At 47.2% G+C, this 18,384-nt stretch carries 16 protein-coding genes; 9 read left to right on the forward strand and 7 right to left on the reverse strand.

Features of this window, described 5'->3' with window-relative positions:
• Positions 1-11: 11 nt before the first annotated feature.
• The 5 genes from budA (at position 12) to AACT18_RS00830 (ending at position 5,888) form a co-directional block, all read left to right on the forward strand.
• Positions 12-809: an acetolactate decarboxylase gene (budA, locus tag AACT18_RS00810; RefSeq protein WP_017045955.1), complete on the forward strand. Its 798-nt coding sequence runs from the start codon at positions 12-14 to the stop codon at positions 807-809.
• A gap of 100 nt (positions 810-909) precedes the next feature.
• Positions 910-2,613: an acetolactate synthase AlsS gene (gene alsS, locus AACT18_RS00815; RefSeq protein ID WP_094125893.1), complete on the forward strand. Its 1,704-nt coding sequence runs from the start codon at positions 910-912 to the stop codon at positions 2,611-2,613.
• On the forward strand, positions 2,610-3,368 hold the full coding sequence (locus AACT18_RS00820; RefSeq protein ID WP_013868131.1) for an SDR family NAD(P)-dependent oxidoreductase: 759 nt from the start codon (positions 2,610-2,612) through the stop codon (positions 3,366-3,368). The genes alsS and AACT18_RS00820 overlap by 4 nt, the downstream gene beginning before the upstream one ends.
• 606 nt (positions 3,369-3,974) lie before the next feature.
• On the forward strand, positions 3,975-4,799 hold the full coding sequence (locus AACT18_RS00825) for a carbohydrate-binding protein (RefSeq protein WP_094123718.1): 825 nt from the start codon (positions 3,975-3,977) through the stop codon (positions 4,797-4,799).
• Positions 4,800-5,888 carry a KTSC domain-containing protein gene (locus AACT18_RS00830; protein ID WP_094143122.1) on the forward strand — a complete coding sequence of 363 codons (1,089 nt, stop codon included), beginning with the start codon at positions 4,800-4,802 and terminating at the stop codon, positions 5,886-5,888.
• 138 nt (positions 5,889-6,026) lie between these two features.
• On the opposite strand, the gene AACT18_RS00835 is transcribed toward AACT18_RS00830, so the two are convergent.
• Entirely contained in the window at positions 6,027-6,926 is a 900-nt protein-coding gene (locus AACT18_RS00835; RefSeq protein WP_094143124.1) for a LysR family transcriptional regulator, read from the reverse strand.
• 220 nt (positions 6,927-7,146) lie between these two features.
• Here AACT18_RS00835 and AACT18_RS00840 point away from each other — a divergent pair, with 220 nt between their 5' ends.
• The 3 genes from AACT18_RS00840 to AACT18_RS00850 all read left to right on the forward strand — a co-directional run bounded on the left by AACT18_RS00840 (position 7,147) and on the right by AACT18_RS00850 (position 13,000).
• Positions 7,147-8,847, forward strand: coding sequence for an L-lactate permease (locus tag AACT18_RS00840; RefSeq protein WP_029189968.1), 1,701 nt, complete (start codon positions 7,147-7,149; stop codon positions 8,845-8,847).
• A gap of 107 nt (positions 8,848-8,954) precedes the next feature.
• Positions 8,955-10,091: an FMN-dependent L-lactate dehydrogenase LldD gene (lldD, locus tag AACT18_RS00845; RefSeq protein ID WP_026027779.1), complete on the forward strand. Its 1,137-nt coding sequence runs from the start codon at positions 8,955-8,957 to the stop codon at positions 10,089-10,091.
• A gap of 68 nt (positions 10,092-10,159) precedes the next feature.
• On the forward strand, positions 10,160-13,000 hold the full coding sequence (locus tag AACT18_RS00850; protein WP_161439633.1) for an FAD-binding and (Fe-S)-binding domain-containing protein: 2,841 nt from the start codon (positions 10,160-10,162) through the stop codon (positions 12,998-13,000).
• Positions 13,001-13,013: 13 nt separating this feature from the next.
• Here the strand turns inward: AACT18_RS00850 and AACT18_RS00855 are convergent, their stop codons facing one another.
• From AACT18_RS00855 to AACT18_RS00880, 6 genes are all read right to left on the reverse strand, one after another.
• On the reverse strand, positions 13,014-13,856 hold the full coding sequence (locus AACT18_RS00855; RefSeq protein ID WP_202599082.1) for a helix-turn-helix transcriptional regulator: 843 nt from the start codon (positions 13,854-13,856) through the stop codon (positions 13,014-13,016).
• A 14-nt stretch (positions 13,857-13,870) separates the two neighbouring features.
• Positions 13,871-14,422, reverse strand: a complete 552-nt coding sequence (locus AACT18_RS00860; RefSeq protein ID WP_017043292.1) for a YbhB/YbcL family Raf kinase inhibitor-like protein — start codon at positions 14,420-14,422, stop codon at positions 13,871-13,873.
• Positions 14,423-14,728: 306 nt separating this feature from the next.
• Positions 14,729-15,250: a DUF2058 domain-containing protein gene (locus tag AACT18_RS00865; protein WP_026027777.1), complete on the reverse strand. Its 522-nt coding sequence runs from the start codon at positions 15,248-15,250 to the stop codon at positions 14,729-14,731.
• Between the two features lie 83 nt (positions 15,251-15,333).
• Positions 15,334-15,957 carry a hypothetical protein gene (locus tag AACT18_RS00870; RefSeq protein WP_237666712.1) on the reverse strand — a complete coding sequence of 208 codons (624 nt, stop codon included), beginning with the start codon at positions 15,955-15,957 and terminating at the stop codon, positions 15,334-15,336.
• Positions 15,958-16,281 (reverse strand): hypothetical protein, encoded by a 324-nt coding sequence (locus AACT18_RS00875; protein ID WP_237666713.1) that lies wholly within the window; start codon positions 16,279-16,281, stop codon positions 15,958-15,960. It abuts the gene before it with no gap.
• Positions 16,282-17,610 carry a sphingomyelin phosphodiesterase gene (locus AACT18_RS00880; protein WP_094143443.1) on the reverse strand — a complete coding sequence of 443 codons (1,329 nt, stop codon included), beginning with the start codon at positions 17,608-17,610 and terminating at the stop codon, positions 16,282-16,284.
• 196 nt (positions 17,611-17,806) lie between these two features.
• On the opposite strand from AACT18_RS00880, the gene AACT18_RS00885 reads away from it, so the two are divergent.
• A complete protein-coding gene (locus tag AACT18_RS00885) occupies positions 17,807-18,337 on the forward strand; it encodes an RNA methyltransferase (RefSeq protein ID WP_441351399.1) in 531 nt (176 codons plus the stop codon).
• The last annotated feature ends 47 nt before the right edge of the window (positions 18,338-18,384 follow it).

Consider the following 18,384-nt stretch of genomic DNA (forward strand, 5'->3'; position numbering starts at 1 on the left):
TTATTGCATAAATGGTTATTCTCATGCGTGGATTCTACACTCCGCTTTGTGCTTGTTCTCTCGATGTAGCGAAAGAGTTTGCTGAATATCATCATGTAACGGGGGATGGAGAGATTTACCAAACTTCGTTGATGAGTGCGTTGATTGCTGGCGTTTATGAAGGCGCAACAACGGTTGAACAACTGCTGCAACATGGCGATTTTGGCTTGGGCACATTCAATCAATTAGACGGTGAACTGATCGCGTTTGATAAAGAGGTTTTCCAATTAAAAGCCGATGGTTCGGCTAACCCCGCACACTTAGCGCAGCAAACTCCCTTCGCCGTCATGACTTTTTTCACTCCTGATGTCGAAGTTCCTATCACCTCTAAAATGTCTCGTACTGACGTTCATCATCTGATTGATGATCTAGTACCCAGTGACAATATTTTCTGCGCAGTACGCATTGACGGTTTATATCAGTTTGTCAGAACGCGTACCGTGCCGCGTCAAACTCGCCCATTTCGCCCAATGTTGGATGTTGTAAAAGAGCAGCCCACATTTAATTTCACCTTCAAACAAGGCGTTATCGCCGGTTTTAGAAGCCCGCAGTACACCACAGGTATTAACGTTCCGGGGTATCACGAACATTTCATTACCGAAGATAGAAAAGGCGGTGGCCACATACAGGACTACTCTATTTCGTCGGGCTTTTTACAAATTGGCAAAGTATCGCGTTTGGTAATTGATACCCCGACTTCGCTAGATTTCCTTAAAGCCAACCTAGCTCCCAATGACATCCGAACCGCGATTGAAAAAGCGGAAAAATAGCGCTGAACAGGAGAAAAAGAATTGAATTGAAAAAAGCCGCCAGATAGCACCACCACTTCGTGAAGAAGTGTCAACGTCAGTCAACAATAAGGGTATAAAAATGAATACAAAACCTACCACTAAAAATGGCGCTCAATTAATCGCTCAACAGCTGGAATCTTTGGGTGTCCGCTATATTTTTGGCATTCCGGGGGCCAAAATTGATCGGTTATTTGACGCCATTGAAGACACCAATATTCAAATGATCCCAGTGCGTCACGAAGCCAATGCGGCCTTTATGGCCGGCGTCATCGGCCGTTTAACCGGCAAAGCCGGAGTCACTATGGTGACCTCAGGCCCGGGCTGTGGCAACTTGGTTTCAGGGGTTGCCACTGCCAATTCAGAAGGTGACCCGCTGGTCGCTATCGGCGGCGCGGTCAAACGCGCAGACCAACAAAAGCAAACGCACCAGAGTATGGATACCGTCAGTATTTTCCGCTCTATCACAAAATCCAGTGCAGAAATTCAACATGTTGATGCCGCCAGCGAAGTGATGGCAAATGCCTTTCGCACGGCAGAATCAGGCCGACCGGGGGCATGTTTCGTTAGCATTCCCCAAGATGTGTTATCCGACCAGACACTCACTGATATTATTGTTCCATCACGTAATGTTCATTCAAGCCAAGCCAACCCAGAAGCGATCGAAGAAGCCATTACCCGAATCGAGCGGTCACAGCGCTGCGTCGTCTTACTCGGCTTACACGCCAGTCGCGCTGAAAATGCTCAAGCCATCAGCCGTTTTTTGCGCACCACTCAACTGCCTGTAGTCGGAACCTATCAAGCCGCTGGGGCAGTTGATATTAACTATTATCACCATTTCGCTGGCCGCGTAGGTTTATTTAACAATCAGCCCGGAGATGTATTGCTGCAAGATGCTGACCTGATTGTCACTATTGGTTTTAACCCCATCGAGTACGACCCAGAGCTTTGGAACGCAAAACAGTCCCCAATCATCCACTTAGACATTGAACCAGCAGAGTATCAGCTCAATTACCAACCTTGTGTGGAAATTGTCGGCAATATCGTTCAATCACTGGATGATATGATCGATTGTGTCACCAATTTCGCACGCCTCTCTCCCAAAGCCTTATCGATTTTAGAGGAAGTGGCACAACAGCGGCAGATAATAAAATCCTACCCTACTCGTCAATCTCAGCATGGGTTTCATCCATTAACCTTAATCAAAGTGATGCAATCCATTATTACCCCAGACACCACTTTGTGTCTGGATATGGGCAGCTTCCATATCTGGATTGCGCGCTATTTAAGCTGTTTTCGCGCCCGTCAAATGCTGATCTCAAATGGTCAGCAAACTATGGGCGTTGCCCTACCTTGGGCGATTGGTGCAAATCTGCTTAAACCCAGTACCAAAGTGGTCTCTGTTTCTGGTGATGGCGGCTTCATGCAATCAAGCATGGAGTTAGAAACGGCCGTCCGCCTAAAATGCAACATTGTACATATCATCTGGGTCGATAACGCCTACAACATGGTCGAGATACAAGAGATGAAAAAGTATCAACGCCCGTCCGGAATAAAATTTGGCGCGATAGACTTTAAAGCGTATGCCGAATCATTTGGCGCGCAAGGCTTTGCCGTGACCGAACGTCATCAACTGATGCCTATGCTGCATCAAGCCATGGAAACTCAAGGACCTGCTGTCATCGCTATCCCCGTTGATTACAGCGACAACTACAAGTTGATGCTACCCAGAACACAAGAAAATCGAGATCCAATTTTTGAGCATATCGAAGGAGAAACAATATGAATGGTTTAACCCATAAAGTCGCTTTAGTCACGGGTGCCGCAAACGGCATCGGCTTTGCGATAGCACAGCGTTTATATGATGAAGGGGCCAATGTAGTACTGGCCGACTGGAATGAAGAGCAGCTCGCCACCGCCATCGAAGCTTTTGACTCAACACGCGTCGCGGCGCAAGTGATTGACGTCTCCGATCCTAAAAAAGTAAAAGCCATGATCGATAACGCCGTATCACGCTTCGGTAAGCTCGACATTTTAGTCAACAATGCGGGCATCCACATCCCCGGCTCCGTCTTAGAAAGCAGCGTTGAAGATTGGAAGAAAATATCAGCGGTAAATATTGATGGCGTCGTGTATTGCTCTAAATTTGCCTTACCTGAACTGCTAAAAACACAGGGGACCATAGTCAACACCGCTTCAGTCTCTGGCTTAGGTGGCGACTGGGGTGCAGCATTTTACTGCGCCAGTAAAGGCGCGGTAGTCAACCTCACTCGCGCCATGGCGTTAGACCACGGTGCCGCTGGCGTGCGAATTAACGCCGTGTGCCCAAGCTTAGTTAAAACCAATATGACCAATGGTTGGTCGCAAGAGATTAGAGATAAATTTAACGAGCGCATCGCACTAGGACGCGCCGCAGAACCGAGCGAAATTGCCGCCGCAGTGGCCTTTTTAGCCAGTGACGATGCATCATTTATCAATGGTGTCAATTTACCCGTCGATGGTGGCGCTACCGCTTCCGACGGCCAACCTAAAATCGTTTAACCACGAAAACTCAGCCAGTACCCAAACCATTTTCCGTGCTGGCTGATATTTTAGTTACACTTGATGCAGCCGAAATTTGCTCCAATTAATTTCTGTCTAAGTCTAGTGGCAAGGATAAATTAGTTGCATCACGAATATCAATACACTGTGTTCTCGGGTAGTCATCCGTTTAGACACCCAGTTACACGAACGTTTTAATGACGATAAAAACACCAAAGACCTCTCACTTAGAGTAGATTAACAATCGCAAAGTAACTGACTGATTTGTAAAAAAGATATAATTCAAGATTACTCGCAATATTACGTTAATTTTAAGGCTAGATAAACCAGTTTGCATAAAGTATCCGCCATCTTAGATTGTGAGGTACTCCATGCGATTATTGGGTTTATACATTCCGTTAATAACGATGGTTGGTTCGCTCCTACCAGATGCAAGTCAGAGCACGAGTGTACTTGAAGCCAGCCTACCATCACCATTCCATCCGGGGTAACGCCCAACAACTCCGGCGACACCATTTCTCTATTGGATGAATACGAACAACCGTTGGACTCTGTTAGTTACTCATCTTGTAAAGAAGGCATTGAAATCACTTTTAAGGAAGAATTATGAACAAGCAGTTAGTTGCATTAGCCATAGGATTGAGTCTATCAACCAGTGCGCTCGCGTCCGTGTCGTGGGACAAAGACACCGCATACAGTACTGGCGACATTGTCAACCATAACGGTGAGTCATTCGTTGCGTCTCATTGGAGCCAAGGTACAGCGCCCGAGGTGAACGACATTTCATGGGATGGCTGGATACATCTTGATAGTACGAATGTAGCGATGTATGCACATGAACAAGCCTATGTGGGAGGCTCTGTCGTCAATTACAACGGTGATGTGTACCTAGCCAAGTGGTGGGTTAAGGGCGAATACCCAAGCGAATCCAGCACATGGCGATTTCTCGAAGACTTTAACCTTGAACCTTCAACGCCCGTTGAAGATCCAGATCCCAACGTAAACCCTAAATCACCAGACACTATTCATGGTGTGGATAGCGATAACGATGGCATCAGAGACAGTTACAAAGCATCGGTGCTTGAAAAATATGAACACCCTGACATTGTCCAACTGGCTCTGGCGGTCAGTCTAGAATATGCCGACCTCCATACATTGGGACTCGAAGAGGCAGAGACGATTGAGATCTCTAAAGAAGACGCAACTACCAAATACAACAGTATCGTTGCTTTCGAGAAATGTGCTCAGCAATTGCAATCGGAAGGCAGGATCGACGAAACCCCAGCACAACTGTACGCCAACTCAATTTATCGCGCACTCTATTACCGTTTGGGTAAAGAACGCTTATTTAAAGCCATGGACTATGACTTTGATGCTTTGGTTTTGCCTGAGAACCCATGTCCTCAAACATTGAATAGCGAGTCAAACTAGATGAAAAACTATATACCAAATTTGGTACTGTTGAGTACGATGATGTCTTTAGTTTCTTCCGCTCAAGGCCAATGTGTTGATAACGTAGATAAACTTCAGCTCTTTTATGTCAATGGGATGTTCACCAGCCCTGAAGGCGCACGATCCAATAGAGACGCGCTAGACAGATTTCAGGACAAGCACTTAGGTCAATATGAAAAGTATCGAAATGTCCAAGTTGCGTATAACGTAGATGAAGCTTTTTTAGTCCAAGTTGCAGAAGTGGCTTTTCATAAAATGACTGAAGAACAAAAAAGAGCGGATGAAGGCCGTTTACTCGAAAACTTTATCCTCGGTCACAACCTAAACATCATTGATGATCTGGCAGGTACGTTCAGTTGGTTCTTCACCGAAATCGTCGAAGATGTTGAATCCATCCAAGATGAAGGCGATTACCAAAACATGAGGCATTTGCTGAATTTGACGATGGATGACTGTACCCGAGTATTGTTAGTGACTCATTCCCAAGGCAACTTCTATGGCAACCGATTGTTCACTGAAATATCGAACTCCTACACTTACTCTACTGGTGCGAAGCTAAGTGATTACCCAATGCTCGGTTACCTAGGTATCGCAAACCCGACATTCCATGTTGGCGGCTCTTTTGGCAACGCACACACTGACATAGCCAAAACATTTACCAACGACAACGACTGGCCGATGTGGGCGGTAAGACGCTCACTTGGTGCAGTACCCGCTGACCCAGTAAGTACATCTGACCGCGATGAATCATATGGCCATGGTTTGGAAGAGGCTTACCTCAAAGATAATGCAGAACCTATTTTAGCGGATTACATGACACAGATTATCGAAAACCTAACACCTTACCCGCTTTTCGAACAGCACCTGTCCTCTTCGTCCGCGACATCTCATTTAGGCTATTCAGCGATTTCTGAACACCTGGATATTCGATTCAGATATGGTGGTGGCTATCGATACAACGGTGTCCCCGAACCCGTTTGGAATGGTTTCCTTAATACCTCTAGCCATGGCACGTACTTTAATACCTATATCAAAGATAAGTACGCATTTGAAAAAATTGAGAATTGATAGTCTTAAATAGCATTCTGCCAATTTATGTAGAATTCTACATAGGGTGCTATGGATATAATAGCACCCATCGGATCCTCGACCCTCTGGTACATCAAACTCACACAGACCGGAGACATGGTTTACATAAGTTGATACTCAAAAATAGTGTGAAATAGTCAAATAGCGGGCACGGATGTGCTCTATCAGCAAGCGGACTTTATTCGGGGGTTGGCGAGTAAAGGGATACACGGCGTATATACCCAATTTTTTGCCCACTTGTTCCGGGAAAACATCCACTAACTGGCCGTTCCGAAAATCATGATAAACCAAACAGCGCGGTACATAAGCAATGCCGTGGCCGCCTAAAGCCGCTTTTCTCAGTGCCGTGGCATTATCCGTAGAGAAGCAGCCCGACACTGTGACAATGTAGTTTCCTTTGCGACCTTTAAATTCCCACTCGCTAGCGCCTGTGGTTTGGTAGGCATATTGAAAGCAGTTGTGGTTGACTAAATCTTCCGGTTTTAACGGTTTTCCATTTTTCGCAATATAAGAGGGAGAAGCGCACACAACCCACTGTGAGTCTAAAATATGCCGCGCAATTAAGCTTGAATCTTCCAAATAACCAGTGCGGATCACTAGGTCAAAACCTCCTTCTACTAAATCAACAAAACGGTTATCAAGCGACATGTCCACCGTTAAGCCGGGGTGTAAATTGCAAAATTCCGCAACCGCGTCGGCCAATATTAGATCGCCTGATATAGTGGGTACCGACATTTTGATGTGGCCGCTGACATTTTCACCAAACCCAGCCACCGCATCGACGGCTTCTTGAGTGGCAAGCTTCACATTTTTCGCACCCTGTAACAGTGCCTTGCCCGCTTCAGTCAGAGTTAATTTACGCGTAGTTCGATATAATAGCTGCACGCCTAACTCTTCTTCTAAACGCGCCATTCTTTTACTAACTACTGAATTTGTAAGGCTATTCTGTTCTGCTACTTTACTAAAACTCCCCAGTTCCATCACTTGTGAAAACAATATTAGGTCGTCTGCTCGCATTTTATTATGTCAATTTTGGAATTAATTATTTTCATTATTTCCCTATATCCATAAAAAATAAAGGAGTAAATTTACCCCAGATTAACAAAAACATCACAAATATAATAATTTAGCTACCCGACGTGGCCGAAAGGTCTGTAGCCCCTACAGGATGTCTGCTCTTCAACTATCCTACTATTTAGAGTTAGTACGAAGAGCACACTTTACGAGGAAGTATCCAATGAACGAAACCTTACTGGCACTAGTGGCCTTCTCCCCCATTGTGGTAGCAGCGATTCTTTTAGTCGGGCTCAACTGGCCTGCGAAAAAGGCGATGCCCGTGGCCTTTGCATTAACTGTGGCCATCGCCCTCACATTTTGGGATATGTCGGCAAACCGCGTGCTCGCTTCTGTTTTGCAAGGGTTCGGTATCACGATTTCCGTGCTCTGGATTGTGTTTGGCGCAATCTTCCTACTCAACACCTTAAAACACACTGGTGCTATCACCACCATTCGTAACGGTTTTACGGATGTTTCGGCTGATCGCCGTGTGCAAGCCATTATCATTGCGTGGTGTTTTGGCTCTTTTATTGAAGGCGCTTCTGGTTTTGGTACACCGGCGGCTATCGCGGCTCCGTTGCTGGTTGCGATTGGCTTTCCGGCGTTGGCTGCCGTATTGATGGGGATGATGATCCAATCCACTCCTGTCTCTTTCGGCGCAGTGGGAACGCCCATTATTGTTGGGGTAAACAAGGGGTTAGATACGCACAACATCACCGAAACGCTGATCAGCAACGGTTCAAGTTGGGATGTGTATTTACAGCAAATCACCGCCAGTGTCGCCATCACCCATGCGATAGTCGGTACATTGATGCCAGTATTAATGGCGATGATGTTGACACGCTTTTTCGGTAAGAACAAAAGCTGGACCGAAGGGTTAGATATTTTGCCTTTTGCGATTTTCTCTGGCTTGGCTTTTACTGTGCCTTACGCGCTAACGGGCGTCTTTCTTGGCCCAGAATTTCCCTCATTAATCGGTGGCTTGATCAGCTTGGCACTGGTTGTCACGGCCGCGAAAAAAGGCTTTTTAGTACCAAAATCACAATGGGATTTTCCAGAAGAGAAATCGTGGCCCGCAGAGTGGTTAGGCTCATTAAAAATTGATATTGAGGAGATCAAAGCTAAACCGATGGGCCTTGCATTAGCTTGGACTCCCTATGTTCTGCTCGCGGTTATCCTTGTGGCAAGCCGTGTGAGCAGCGAATTTAAGTCACTGCTGGCTGGAGTGAGCCTATCCTTTAACAACATTCTGGCTGAAACAGGCATCAGCACGGCCATTCAACCGCTTTATCTTCCCGGTGGCATCTTGGTTTTTGTCGCGTTACTGGCAGTAATATTGCAGTCACGCAGTGCGACACCGCTCATCAAAGCATTCGGTGAATCAAGCAAAACGCTGATCGGAGCGGGCTTTGTGTTGGTATTCACTATCCCTATGGTGCGTATTTTTATTAACTCTGGCGTCAATGGCGCAGAGCTTGCGAGCATGCCTGTCACTACCGCCAATTTTGCCGCGGGTTTAGTCGGTGATGCCTTCCCTGCATTAAGTGCCACCGTTGGCGCACTTGGGGCGTTCATCGCAGGCTCAAATACGGTGTCGAACATGATGTTCAGTCAATTCCAGTTTGAAGTGGCGCAAACACTTTCTATTTCCAGTGTGATGATCATTGCGCTACAAGCTGTTGGCGCAGCGGCGGGCAATATGATTGCGATTCACAACGTCGTCGCGGCATCAGCAACGGTCGGTTTATTGGGCCGTGAAGGAGCCACGCTGCGCAAAACCATTATCCCAACTTTCTACTACCTTGTGATGACTGGCCTTATCGGTTTAGTGGTGATTTACGGCTTTAATATGACCGACGTACTAATGACCCAGCAACCCTAAGTTTGGTGATGTGATTTGGTATCAACTTGGTTTTTATAACCATTAATCTTGTGTAATAAATGCAGAGCTCGCTAGGCGGCGGCTCTGTACAAATTAGGATTCAATCTATGATTATTTCAGCCTCCACGGACTATCGCGCTGCCGCGAAAGCGAAATTGCCTCCTTTTCTGTTTCATTATATTGATGGTGGCTCATACGGTGAGCACACGCTCACACGCAATACCGCGGATTTAGCTGACATCGCACTGCGCCAACGCGTGCTTAATGACATGTCAGAGCTCAGTTTAGAAACACAACTGTTTGGCGAACAGCTTGCAATGCCGATTGCCCTTGCCCCTGTTGGTTTAACTGGTATGTACGCTCGGCGCGGCGAAGTGCAAGCGGCGCGCGCGGCTGAAAATAAAGGCATTCCTTTTACACTGTCCACCGTATCGGTTTGCCCGATCGAAGAAGTATCAGCGGCGCTGGCTCGGCCGATTTGGTTTCAACTCTACGTGCTCAAAGATCGCGGTTTTATGAAAAATGTGTTGGAGCGCGCCAAAGCCGCGGGGGTAAAAAACCTCGTGTTTACCGTGGACATGCCCGTTCCCGGCGCGCGTTACCGCGATATGCATTCTGGCATGAGCGGCCCTAATGCGGCGATGCGCCGAGTGTTTCAAGCGATGAAACACCCAAGCTGGGCGTGGGATGTCGGCTTGCTCGGCAAGCCACACGATTTAGGCAATATTTCTGCCTACCGTGGCACGCCGACTAAATTGGAAGACTACATTGGTTGGCTTGGTGAGAATTTTGATCCTTCCATTTCATGGAAAGATTTAGAGTGGATCCGCGACTTTTGGGACGGCCCGATGATCATTAAAGGCATTCTAGATACAGAAGATGCCAAAGACGCGGTGCGATTTGGCGCTGATGGCATTATCGTATCCAACCACGGTGGTCGCCAGCTTGATGGAGTGTTGTCAACCGCCAAAGCTTTACCTGCGATTGCTGATGCGGTGAAGGGCGACCTGAAAATTCTGGTCGATTCAGGGATTCGCACTGGGCTTGATGTGGTACGCATGCTGGCGCTGGGCGCGGACTGCACGCTACTGGGTCGCTCGTTTGTTTATGCATTGGCGGCGCAAGGTCAAAGCGGCGTTGAGAACTTGCTCGATTTGTATGAAAAAGAGATGCGCGTTGCCATGACCTTAACCGGAGCGAAAACCATTGCCGATTTGTCACGAGACTCGTTAGTCAAACTTTAATCTCATGATGACAAACCAGCGGTAGCCGCACGTTAACCTATCCACACCTCAATTTAAAATGGGAAACAATGATGGCCAGCACTCTTTCAGACGCCACCTATCGTCAACTGGAAACGCAACTCGCTACACGCATCGACTCTGAGCGCATCATCACGCAGCAGGCAAAACGCCTTGCTTATGGCACTGATGCCAGTTTCTATCGCTTGGTGCCGAAAATTGTGCTGCGCTTACAAAGCCTTGATGAGGTCATTTTTGCCATTAAAAGCTGCCGCGAGCTTGGCGTTCACTGCACGTTTCGCGCTGCTGGCACCAGTTTATCTGGTCAGGCAGTTTCTGATTCGGTCTTGATCGCCTTAACCGATGACTGGCGCGGCCATCGCATTCACGATGAGGGCAAAAAAATCACCCTACAACCGGGGGTCATCGGAGCTGATGCCAACAAATACCTTGCCCCTTTTCAACGCAAAATCGGCCCAGATCCAGCCTCAATCAACACCTGCAAAATTGGTGGAATCGCCGCCAATAACGCCAGTGGTATGTGCTGCGGCACTGCGCAAAATTCTTACCGCACTGTCGATAGTATGAAGATCGTCTTCGCAGACGGTTCCGTGCTCGACACCGCAAACCCAGAAAGCATCGCTGCATTCAAAATCGCTAAACCCGAATTGATAGAAGGTATTACTCAACTTCACGCACAAACGGCGCAAAATCACACATTATCAAAGCTTATTCACCACAAATATCGCCTAAAAAACACCACTGGCTACGCCCTAAATGCTCTCGTTGATTACTCTGATCCGATTGAAATCATTGAACATTTGATGATTGGCTCAGAAGGCACACTCGGTTTTATTGCCGACATCACCTACAACACCGTCATTGAGCACTCGCACAAAGCCTCGGCGCTGCTTGTCTTTGCTGATATTGAGCAGGCTAGCCAAGCGGTTACGACCCTGTCCAAAACCCCAGTTGCGGCAGTGGAAATGATGGATGGACGCGCGATGCGCTCTGTCGCTGACAAAGCTGGCATGCCCGCATTTATTGCGCAACTTGATCTAGAAGCCGCTGCGCTGCTAATTGAGTCTCACGCCAGCGATCACGCGGCCCTTCATTCGCAATGCAGCGCCGTGATGGCAGCACTAAGCGACTACCAGATCATCGAATCCGTACCATTCACCTCTGATGCCAAAACGGTGGCAACCTTATGGGGCATTCGCAAAGGGATGTTCCCTGCCGTGGGCGCGGTGCGCGAAGTGGGGACAACCGTCATCATTGAAGATGTGGCGTTTCCGGTAGAAAGCCTTGCCAATGGTGTGCGCGACTTGCAGGCTCTGTTTGATCACTACCACTATCACCAAGCCATCATTTTCGGCCACGCTCTGGAAGGCAACTTGCATTTTGTCTTTACACAAGGCTTTGATAGCCAAAGCGAAATCGACCGCTACGGCGCATTTATGGATGAAGTGGCCGAGCTAGTGGCCGTGAAATATCAAGGCTCACTCAAAGCCGAGCACGGCACGGGCCGTAACATGGCACCGTATGTGGAATTGGAATGGGGCAAAGACGGTTACACCTTAATGCAACAAATCAAAACCCTGTTTGACCCACAAGGCTTGCTCAACCCCGGCGTTATAATCAACGATGATCCGCGTTCCCACTTAGCTAACCTGAAGCCAATGCCAGCGGCTGATGCCTTGGTCGATCGCTGCATCGAATGCGGGTTTTGCGAACCTGTTTGTCCATCTCGCACGCTATCACTCTCGCCCCGTCAACGAATCGTCTTGTACCGCGAGCTGCAACGTCGACGCGCGCAAGGGGAAACGGTAAAAGCTTCTGAGCTTGAAAAAGTCTTTGAATACCAAGGACTAGACACCTGCGCCGCAACTGGCTTATGCGCTGAACGCTGCCCTGTTGGCATCAACACTGGCGATTTAGTGAAAAAGCTGCGCACCGCGAAATACCAAAAATTCATCCCCATTGCTACATGGACAGCGGATCACTTTGCCGCCACCACAGCCGTGGCTAAAATCGGCCTCAGTGCCAACCAATTGGCTAGCAAATGGCTGGGCGAGAAGTTAGTCGGCGGTGCAACCAACGGCTTGCGTAAACTCAGCAAAAGCAAAACGCCTATTTGGTATCCACAACTGCCGCAAGCCAATCATCAGAACTTAGCCATTGCAGTAGAAAACCTGCCGCGCCGTGAGAAAAAAGTCGTCTATCTGCCCTCTTGTGCGAGCCGAAATATGGGCCAACAAAACAGCGCGGGCGATCAGCGGCCATTAACCGAAGTGACCTTATCGCTGCTTAATAAAGCAGGATATGAGGTGATTCTACCTAACGAGCTCAACAGCCAATGTTGTGGCATGCCCTATGACAGCAAGGGAATGAATGAGCTTGCACAGTCAAAAGCGCAGCAGTTAGAAGCCGCGTTATGGCAAGCTAGCCAACAAGGGCGATATCCGGTACTGATGGACACTAGCCCGTGTGCAAAACGCAGTATTGAACAATTTACTAAACCACTGGAAATATTAGAACCCGTCGGTTTTGTCAATAGGTATCTGTTGGATTCTTTAGCGATCAAAGTCAAAGAAGAAACTGTGATGCTGCATATCACCTGCAGTGCACGCAAAATGGGGTTGGAAGCCGATATGCTCAAATTGACCCAAACCTGCGTCAGCACGGTGATTGTGCCAGAGCATATTCAATGCTGCGGCTGGGCGGGCGATAAAGGCTTTACCACGCCAGAACTGAATGCGGCGGCCATTCATCCGCTCAAAGAGCAAGTCCCTGCTCACTGCGAACGCGGATTCAGTAATAGCCGTACCTGTGAAATTGGCCTATCACACCACAGCGGCATTCCATATCAATCCATTTTGTATTTGGTCGATGAAGTGTCTAAACCGCTTTGATCTACTCTCAATCTTAAAATAGCTCATTGGATAAAATGGGCTGTTTTTTTGTCTCTTTATCTGGCGTACCTTTACCTCGCATACCAAGAGTTTGTAAATACGCTTTGGGGCTTAAACCAAACTGACTGCGAAAGCGTTGATTAAATCGCTGTTCCGATTGGTAGCCGCAACACTGTGCCAATATCGCTATATTTCGTTGGCCACCTTGCATTAAGTTCAGCGCGTGATTCACACGCACTTCAGCCAAAACCTCACGGTAACGGGTGCCATGTTGCTTTAAGCGTCGAATTAAGGTCGCGCGGCTCATGGCAAAGTGCGTTGCTACCCGCTCAAGTGGATGTTCTTCTTCTGGTGACTGGGCGAGGTAGTTTCTCAGCTTCTGCTCAAAGGGTAGAGAAGTACTCCCAAAGAGCCAATGCAGTACACCTTGCTCAGCCAATTGTTGGTATAACACCATCAGTAGATAGGCTTGGGTTTCTTGGCTGATTAACGAAAGATCGAACGAGGCGAGCGCATTGAGCGAACTTTTCAGTGAAGAGTTGGTTGAAATCACAGGCCACATAACTGGGCGCTCATGACTTGCGCTTAACGTAAGCATCGCCTCGGTCGGGCGGTAGGTGAAACTGAACAGCCTTGACGAGAAGTAACCGTGTTCTGGTAAATTTTCGAAACTGAGCGAAGCTGAGGCCTCACACAACAATAACGAAGTGCTCGATAGATTAGTGGCCTCTTCTTTATGAAACAGTTTTTTACTGCCAGATTGGATCTGAATCAAGCTTGGAGAGTGAATCCTCACATTTCTCAGCCTTTGTTGCTGAGCGGCTCGAAAGGTGGTGACTTGGTATTGGTGATTCATCACTCCCCCATGAATTAGCGTGTATAGGTTGCGGTCAGCGTCGCTTTTTCTAACGCCAAACTATTGAGGGTAAAACCAACCACCGCAGGTGATACATCGGCCGCCAAATTGAGTTTTTCCGTCGGGAGAGCCCATACCGTAAACTGGTAACGGTGCATTCCGTGCCCTTCTGGCGGACAAGCACCACCAAAACCAACGCTGCCATAATCGATACGTGTTTCTATTGCACCGAGCTTTTTGACTTCAACCCCACGCGCTAGCTCACTCACTGTCGCTGGAATATCCAGCGCAATCCAATGCCAAAAGCCACTTCCTGTCGGAGCATCTGGATCAAAAGCCGTAATAGCAAAGCTTTTGGTTCCTTGTGGTGCATCGGTCCAAATTAAGTGCGGCGAAAGATTCTCCCCAGAACAACCCCAGCCTGAAAATTCAAAGGTTTTTGCCATCGGGTGGCCTTCTTGGATATCACGGCTGCTGAGTTGCAAAGCATTTGCCATCCCTGCAAATAATAAGCTGGTGGTTAACGTCGTGGTGACGATGGCCGAGCTAAAAATCGTCGAGTTCATTGTTTTCTCCTATGAATAAGTTCATGAACAAGTCTAGCAGCATCACCCATGCAACATTCGACAAAAAGTATCATTTATCTTCTTTAAGAATCAGCCAATGATACTTTGTGTTGCAGCCACTCTTCTCTTATTAATACGTCTACTTGGCTTAATAGCGGCAATTGTATTGAGTTCGACTCAAGCCACAGCTTCAACGGAAAAAGAACCACTACCCACTATCGCGGATAACGTTATTGTAGAGTGGAAAGTAGAGGTAGGAAGGGAGAACGAGAGCCCTCCTCCGTTGAGAAGGAGAGCTGAAAGGAATTACCACATCAAATCATCAGGGACTACGAAATCCGCGTACGGATCATCTTCAGCAGGTAGAGATTCATCGGCAGTTTTATTTTCGATAATGCTCTCTTCATCACGCATGAAGATTTTATCCGCTACCACACCCGGGATGACAGCATAGCCATCTTCATAACGCGCGATAGCCAGGATTCCTTTACTCAGTTGGTCGCGAACCAGTGAATCGACATAAAGTGACTTGACCAACTTACCATCAACAAAGTTGTATTTGATTTCACCGTGTTTTAGATCCAGCTTATTCATCTCAATCAGTTGTTTTACTTGAGCGCGAATTTCTTTGCTCAACAACTGCTCTTTTTGCTGTTTATTCAGTGCCTTGTCGCGCTCTTGTTGCTCGACTTTATTCGCTTCTACTGCCGCTTTCACTTCACGTGCTTGCACGCGCGATTTTTTAGAGCTCTTTTTCGCTTTGCTGAGTTTTTTGGCGTTAACTAAACCCGCTTTTAGCATTTGCTCTTGTAGAGATAAGGTTGCCATGATCAATCCAAGTCAGTTATTTGCTGGTGAGTTTAACGGTTCATGGCGAGTGAATAAAGAGCGCAGTGGTTATCTTATTCATCCTAACGAGCAAAAAATGCTTTTCTAAACTCATAACGCTGCTTTGCCGCGTAGCGCACCCACTCTTCTGTCGAAAGGGTGGCATAGGCTGTCTTTCTCTGGCTTGAGAGCGTCTTTTCTAACTGTGCTAACGCTTGCTGGTAGTCAATGACTTGAGCAGCCTGCGCTTGTTGCTCGATTTGGCGATGGGCCACCTCACTGCGCTCATGTTCATTTAAGTAAAGTTCGGCCAAACCTTGTTGTACTTCTAAGCGCTGTTCTAACGATAAATGTTGAGGGATCAGCCGAATCGCTTGTTCATAGCGTGCATTACCTGTGTTTAATGAAAAGGTATCCCATTGATATTGGTGCTGTGTAAGCCGCTGTTCAATGCTCTGCAACGCCTCTTCTACGGAAGCAATGCCTTCGTAGTCATTGGGTTGCTGTACAAAATCATCATAAGCGTACTGATCAGCAAACAAGATATCCGCTTGTCGCCCCCATACTTGTTGATCAATCGATTTTACATAAGCCATTTTGTCACCTAATTCCGTATCCTGACTGATGAGTTCCATTCCAAGCAACGCGTCACGTTGCGCCTGTTTTTGCCAATAGAGTACAACCAGCTCATAACGTTCATGGGGCAACTACGCTTGTAGTTGTTGTAGCCGCGCAGCACACACATTTTGCTGACGACACTGCTGCCAAAACTGCTCTATTCTCTCTCTCAGCGCTTTGCCTATTTCTGTTTGCAGCGTTTCACCAACGAGTGTCCACTCTTCATGGGTTGGATGATCGCGATTAGCCAACAAAGCAACACTACTTTGCTCTGGCAAACGCACCGTGCCCGGCAATGCAACCTCAATTCTATTGGGGGGTGTTTGGATAGTGGGAAATTCATCCCTCTTCACCCACCAATAACTTGCGCTGCCGACTAAGGCAACGCAGATCAATAACCTAACCCAACGCATCTAGCGGATCTCAGCTTTAACCGGAAAGTGATCCGATAAATTGTAATGCTGCCATAAACGCTCGTCCGTGGTTCTTGGCACCAGCACAGTATTGCGGTTTTGTTGTTCGCTTGGTTGTGCAAACTCTTGGCTTACCACCACATAATCAAGGTACTCCACGTTTTCACCACCGGATAAGGGTTCTCCTGCAAAATCATTGATACGCGGATCAAACGTTGATTCGGTATAGCCTGCGTAGCTAGGTTCGGTTGACGCAAGATTCGCGAGCATGTTTTGATAGTCATCGGCAAATTTACGTTTATTCACGTTAAAATCACCGCCATAAATCACCGTTTCTGTACTGGGAATAGAGAATGATTGCGCAAAACTGCGCATCTGTCTGAACTGACGTTGGCGATAATCGCGAGCGGTATCGGTATCAAACGAGGCAGTATGCGTTGCAAACAGATGATAAGCCTGACCATTTTTGATGATTTCAGCATAATTCACCCCTTTATCAGCAAAACAGTCAGTTCCCGAGCAATCAGGGAAAACATACTGTCCTTGGTTAACAATTGGGTAGCGGCTGACGATGATCACTCCACCGTCATGGATATTCACCCCAGACTTATCGAGCATTTTCGTTTGGTACGGATACTCTTTTGCCAGCTCTCGAAGAAAGGCATCACGCCCCGCAGCAAACACTTCTTGCAGCATTACGGCATCATACCCTTTGATGTGCTGAGGGATGATAGCAAAACGCTCGGCAATATTTGAAGCAATCACAGGTAACGCCCAAACGTTATAGGTCATCACTTTTAAGGTCTCAGCATCGGGTGTTTCTTCTGTATTCGTTGGCGTAATGGTGTAATAAATGTCGTCGTAACGAGTGGTGCTGACGGATTTAAACGCAAGCTCGGTTGGACGTTCAATCAACTGCGTTGAGTAATAACGGTGAACCGCACGATCATTTTGCCACTGAAGAGGAATATCTCGTGCTTGTACCCTATGCTCAATGCTTGAGTTATACCAATGACCTTCCATCTTCTGCTGTAAAGAGAAAACCTGCCCTTGCGGCAAAGTCACCATGGTTTCAAATTGGTACGTTTTGCCAGATTTCACCCCTTGCCAGCGGTTAAAGCTGAGCACCATTTTAGTTTCCCACGGGCCTAGCGTTTCACTGTGTTGCTGCCATTCACTGCCTTGTTGCAACTGATCAGATCCGGTCTGTTTCACGGCAATAGACATTGGCAGCGCAGAGTTATTGGTTAAATAAATATCGGTGTCCGCCAATGCCGCATGAGCAGCAAGAGACAACCCAAATAGAATGACTTTATTAATAATCTTCACGTTTTCATCCTTTAACTGTGAAAAAATAAATTAAGCCATCCCCCTATGAAATATTGATGTAAGAAATACGACAGTTTGAGTACTCCAAGAAAGGTCACGAAAAATATAAAAACTATTGAACGATTTATCGATATTTTTTCTTTCAAGGCAAATTTTAGCGTTATACTGCCCGCCCCAAATTGTGAGAGGATTTTTTGTGGAACGTGAAATGTCAGTGATCATTGGTTTGTGTAACCCTAAAAGCCCAACCAATGTAGGTGGTGTGATGCGCGCGGCAGGTTGCTACCAAGCATGCGCGGTTCGCTACAGTGGTGAGCGTTATGATCGCGCAGTGAAATTTCAAACCGACACAAAAAACATTCAAAGTAAAATCCCGCTCACCGCGATGGTAGAGATCACGCAGGACTTGCCAAGTGAGATGAAAATCGTCTGTGTTGAACTGGCAGAAGGGGCTACACCACTGCCCGAGTTTATTCACCCGGAAAAAGCGCTGTATGTGTTTGGCCCTGAAGATGGTTCTATTCCACAAGAGATAGTTAACCAAGCCAGCGAGGTTGTATACATCCCAACGATTGGTTGCATGAATTTGGCCGCGAGCGTCAATGTGCTGCTGTATGATCGATTGGCAAAATCCAAGCTCGATATTGATCACAGCCAACGTATTCTCGATAGCCGAGATGTGAAAAATCGTTTGAAGTTTAAACGTACTGAACAACCTGCCACTTAAGGCTGCAATCGAAGCCAATGAAACAAGCGAACGTTCTTCACTCAATA

Origin of the sequence: Vibrio sp. V04_P4A5T148 (assembly GCF_963875605.1) — a bacterium.
GTDB classification, from domain to species: Bacteria; Pseudomonadota; Gammaproteobacteria; order Enterobacterales; family Vibrionaceae; genus Vibrio; species Vibrio anguillarum.

Excerpts from the sequence above, each read along its gene's own strand:
- budA (WP_017045955.1), top strand. The coding sequence starts at position 12 with ATGGTTATTCTCATGCGTGGATTCTACACTCCGCTTTGTGCTTGTTCT.
- alsS (WP_094125893.1), top strand. The coding sequence starts at position 910 with ATGAATACAAAACCTACCACTAAAAATGGCGCTCAATTAATCGCTCAA.
- AACT18_RS00820 (WP_013868131.1), top strand. The coding sequence starts at position 2,610 with ATGAATGGTTTAACCCATAAAGTCGCTTTAGTCACGGGTGCCGCAAAC.
- AACT18_RS00825 (WP_094123718.1), top strand. The coding sequence starts at position 3,975 with ATGAACAAGCAGTTAGTTGCATTAGCCATAGGATTGAGTCTATCAACC.
- AACT18_RS00830 (WP_094143122.1), top strand. The coding sequence starts at position 4,800 with ATGAAAAACTATATACCAAATTTGGTACTGTTGAGTACGATGATGTCT.
- AACT18_RS00835 (WP_094143124.1), bottom strand. The coding sequence starts at position 6,926 with ATGCGAGCAGACGACCTAATATTGTTTTCACAAGTGATGGAACTGGGG.
- AACT18_RS00840 (WP_029189968.1), top strand. The coding sequence starts at position 7,147 with ATGAACGAAACCTTACTGGCACTAGTGGCCTTCTCCCCCATTGTGGTA.
- lldD (WP_026027779.1), top strand. The coding sequence starts at position 8,955 with ATGATTATTTCAGCCTCCACGGACTATCGCGCTGCCGCGAAAGCGAAA.
- AACT18_RS00850 (WP_161439633.1), top strand. The coding sequence starts at position 10,160 with ATGATGGCCAGCACTCTTTCAGACGCCACCTATCGTCAACTGGAAACG.
- AACT18_RS00855 (WP_202599082.1), bottom strand. The coding sequence starts at position 13,856 with ATGAATCACCAATACCAAGTCACCACCTTTCGAGCCGCTCAGCAACAA.
- AACT18_RS00860 (WP_017043292.1), bottom strand. The coding sequence starts at position 14,422 with ATGAACTCGACGATTTTTAGCTCGGCCATCGTCACCACGACGTTAACC.
- AACT18_RS00865 (WP_026027777.1), bottom strand. The coding sequence starts at position 15,250 with ATGGCAACCTTATCTCTACAAGAGCAAATGCTAAAAGCGGGTTTAGTT.
- AACT18_RS00875 (WP_237666713.1), bottom strand. The coding sequence starts at position 16,281 with ATGCGTTGGGTTAGGTTATTGATCTGCGTTGCCTTAGTCGGCAGCGCA.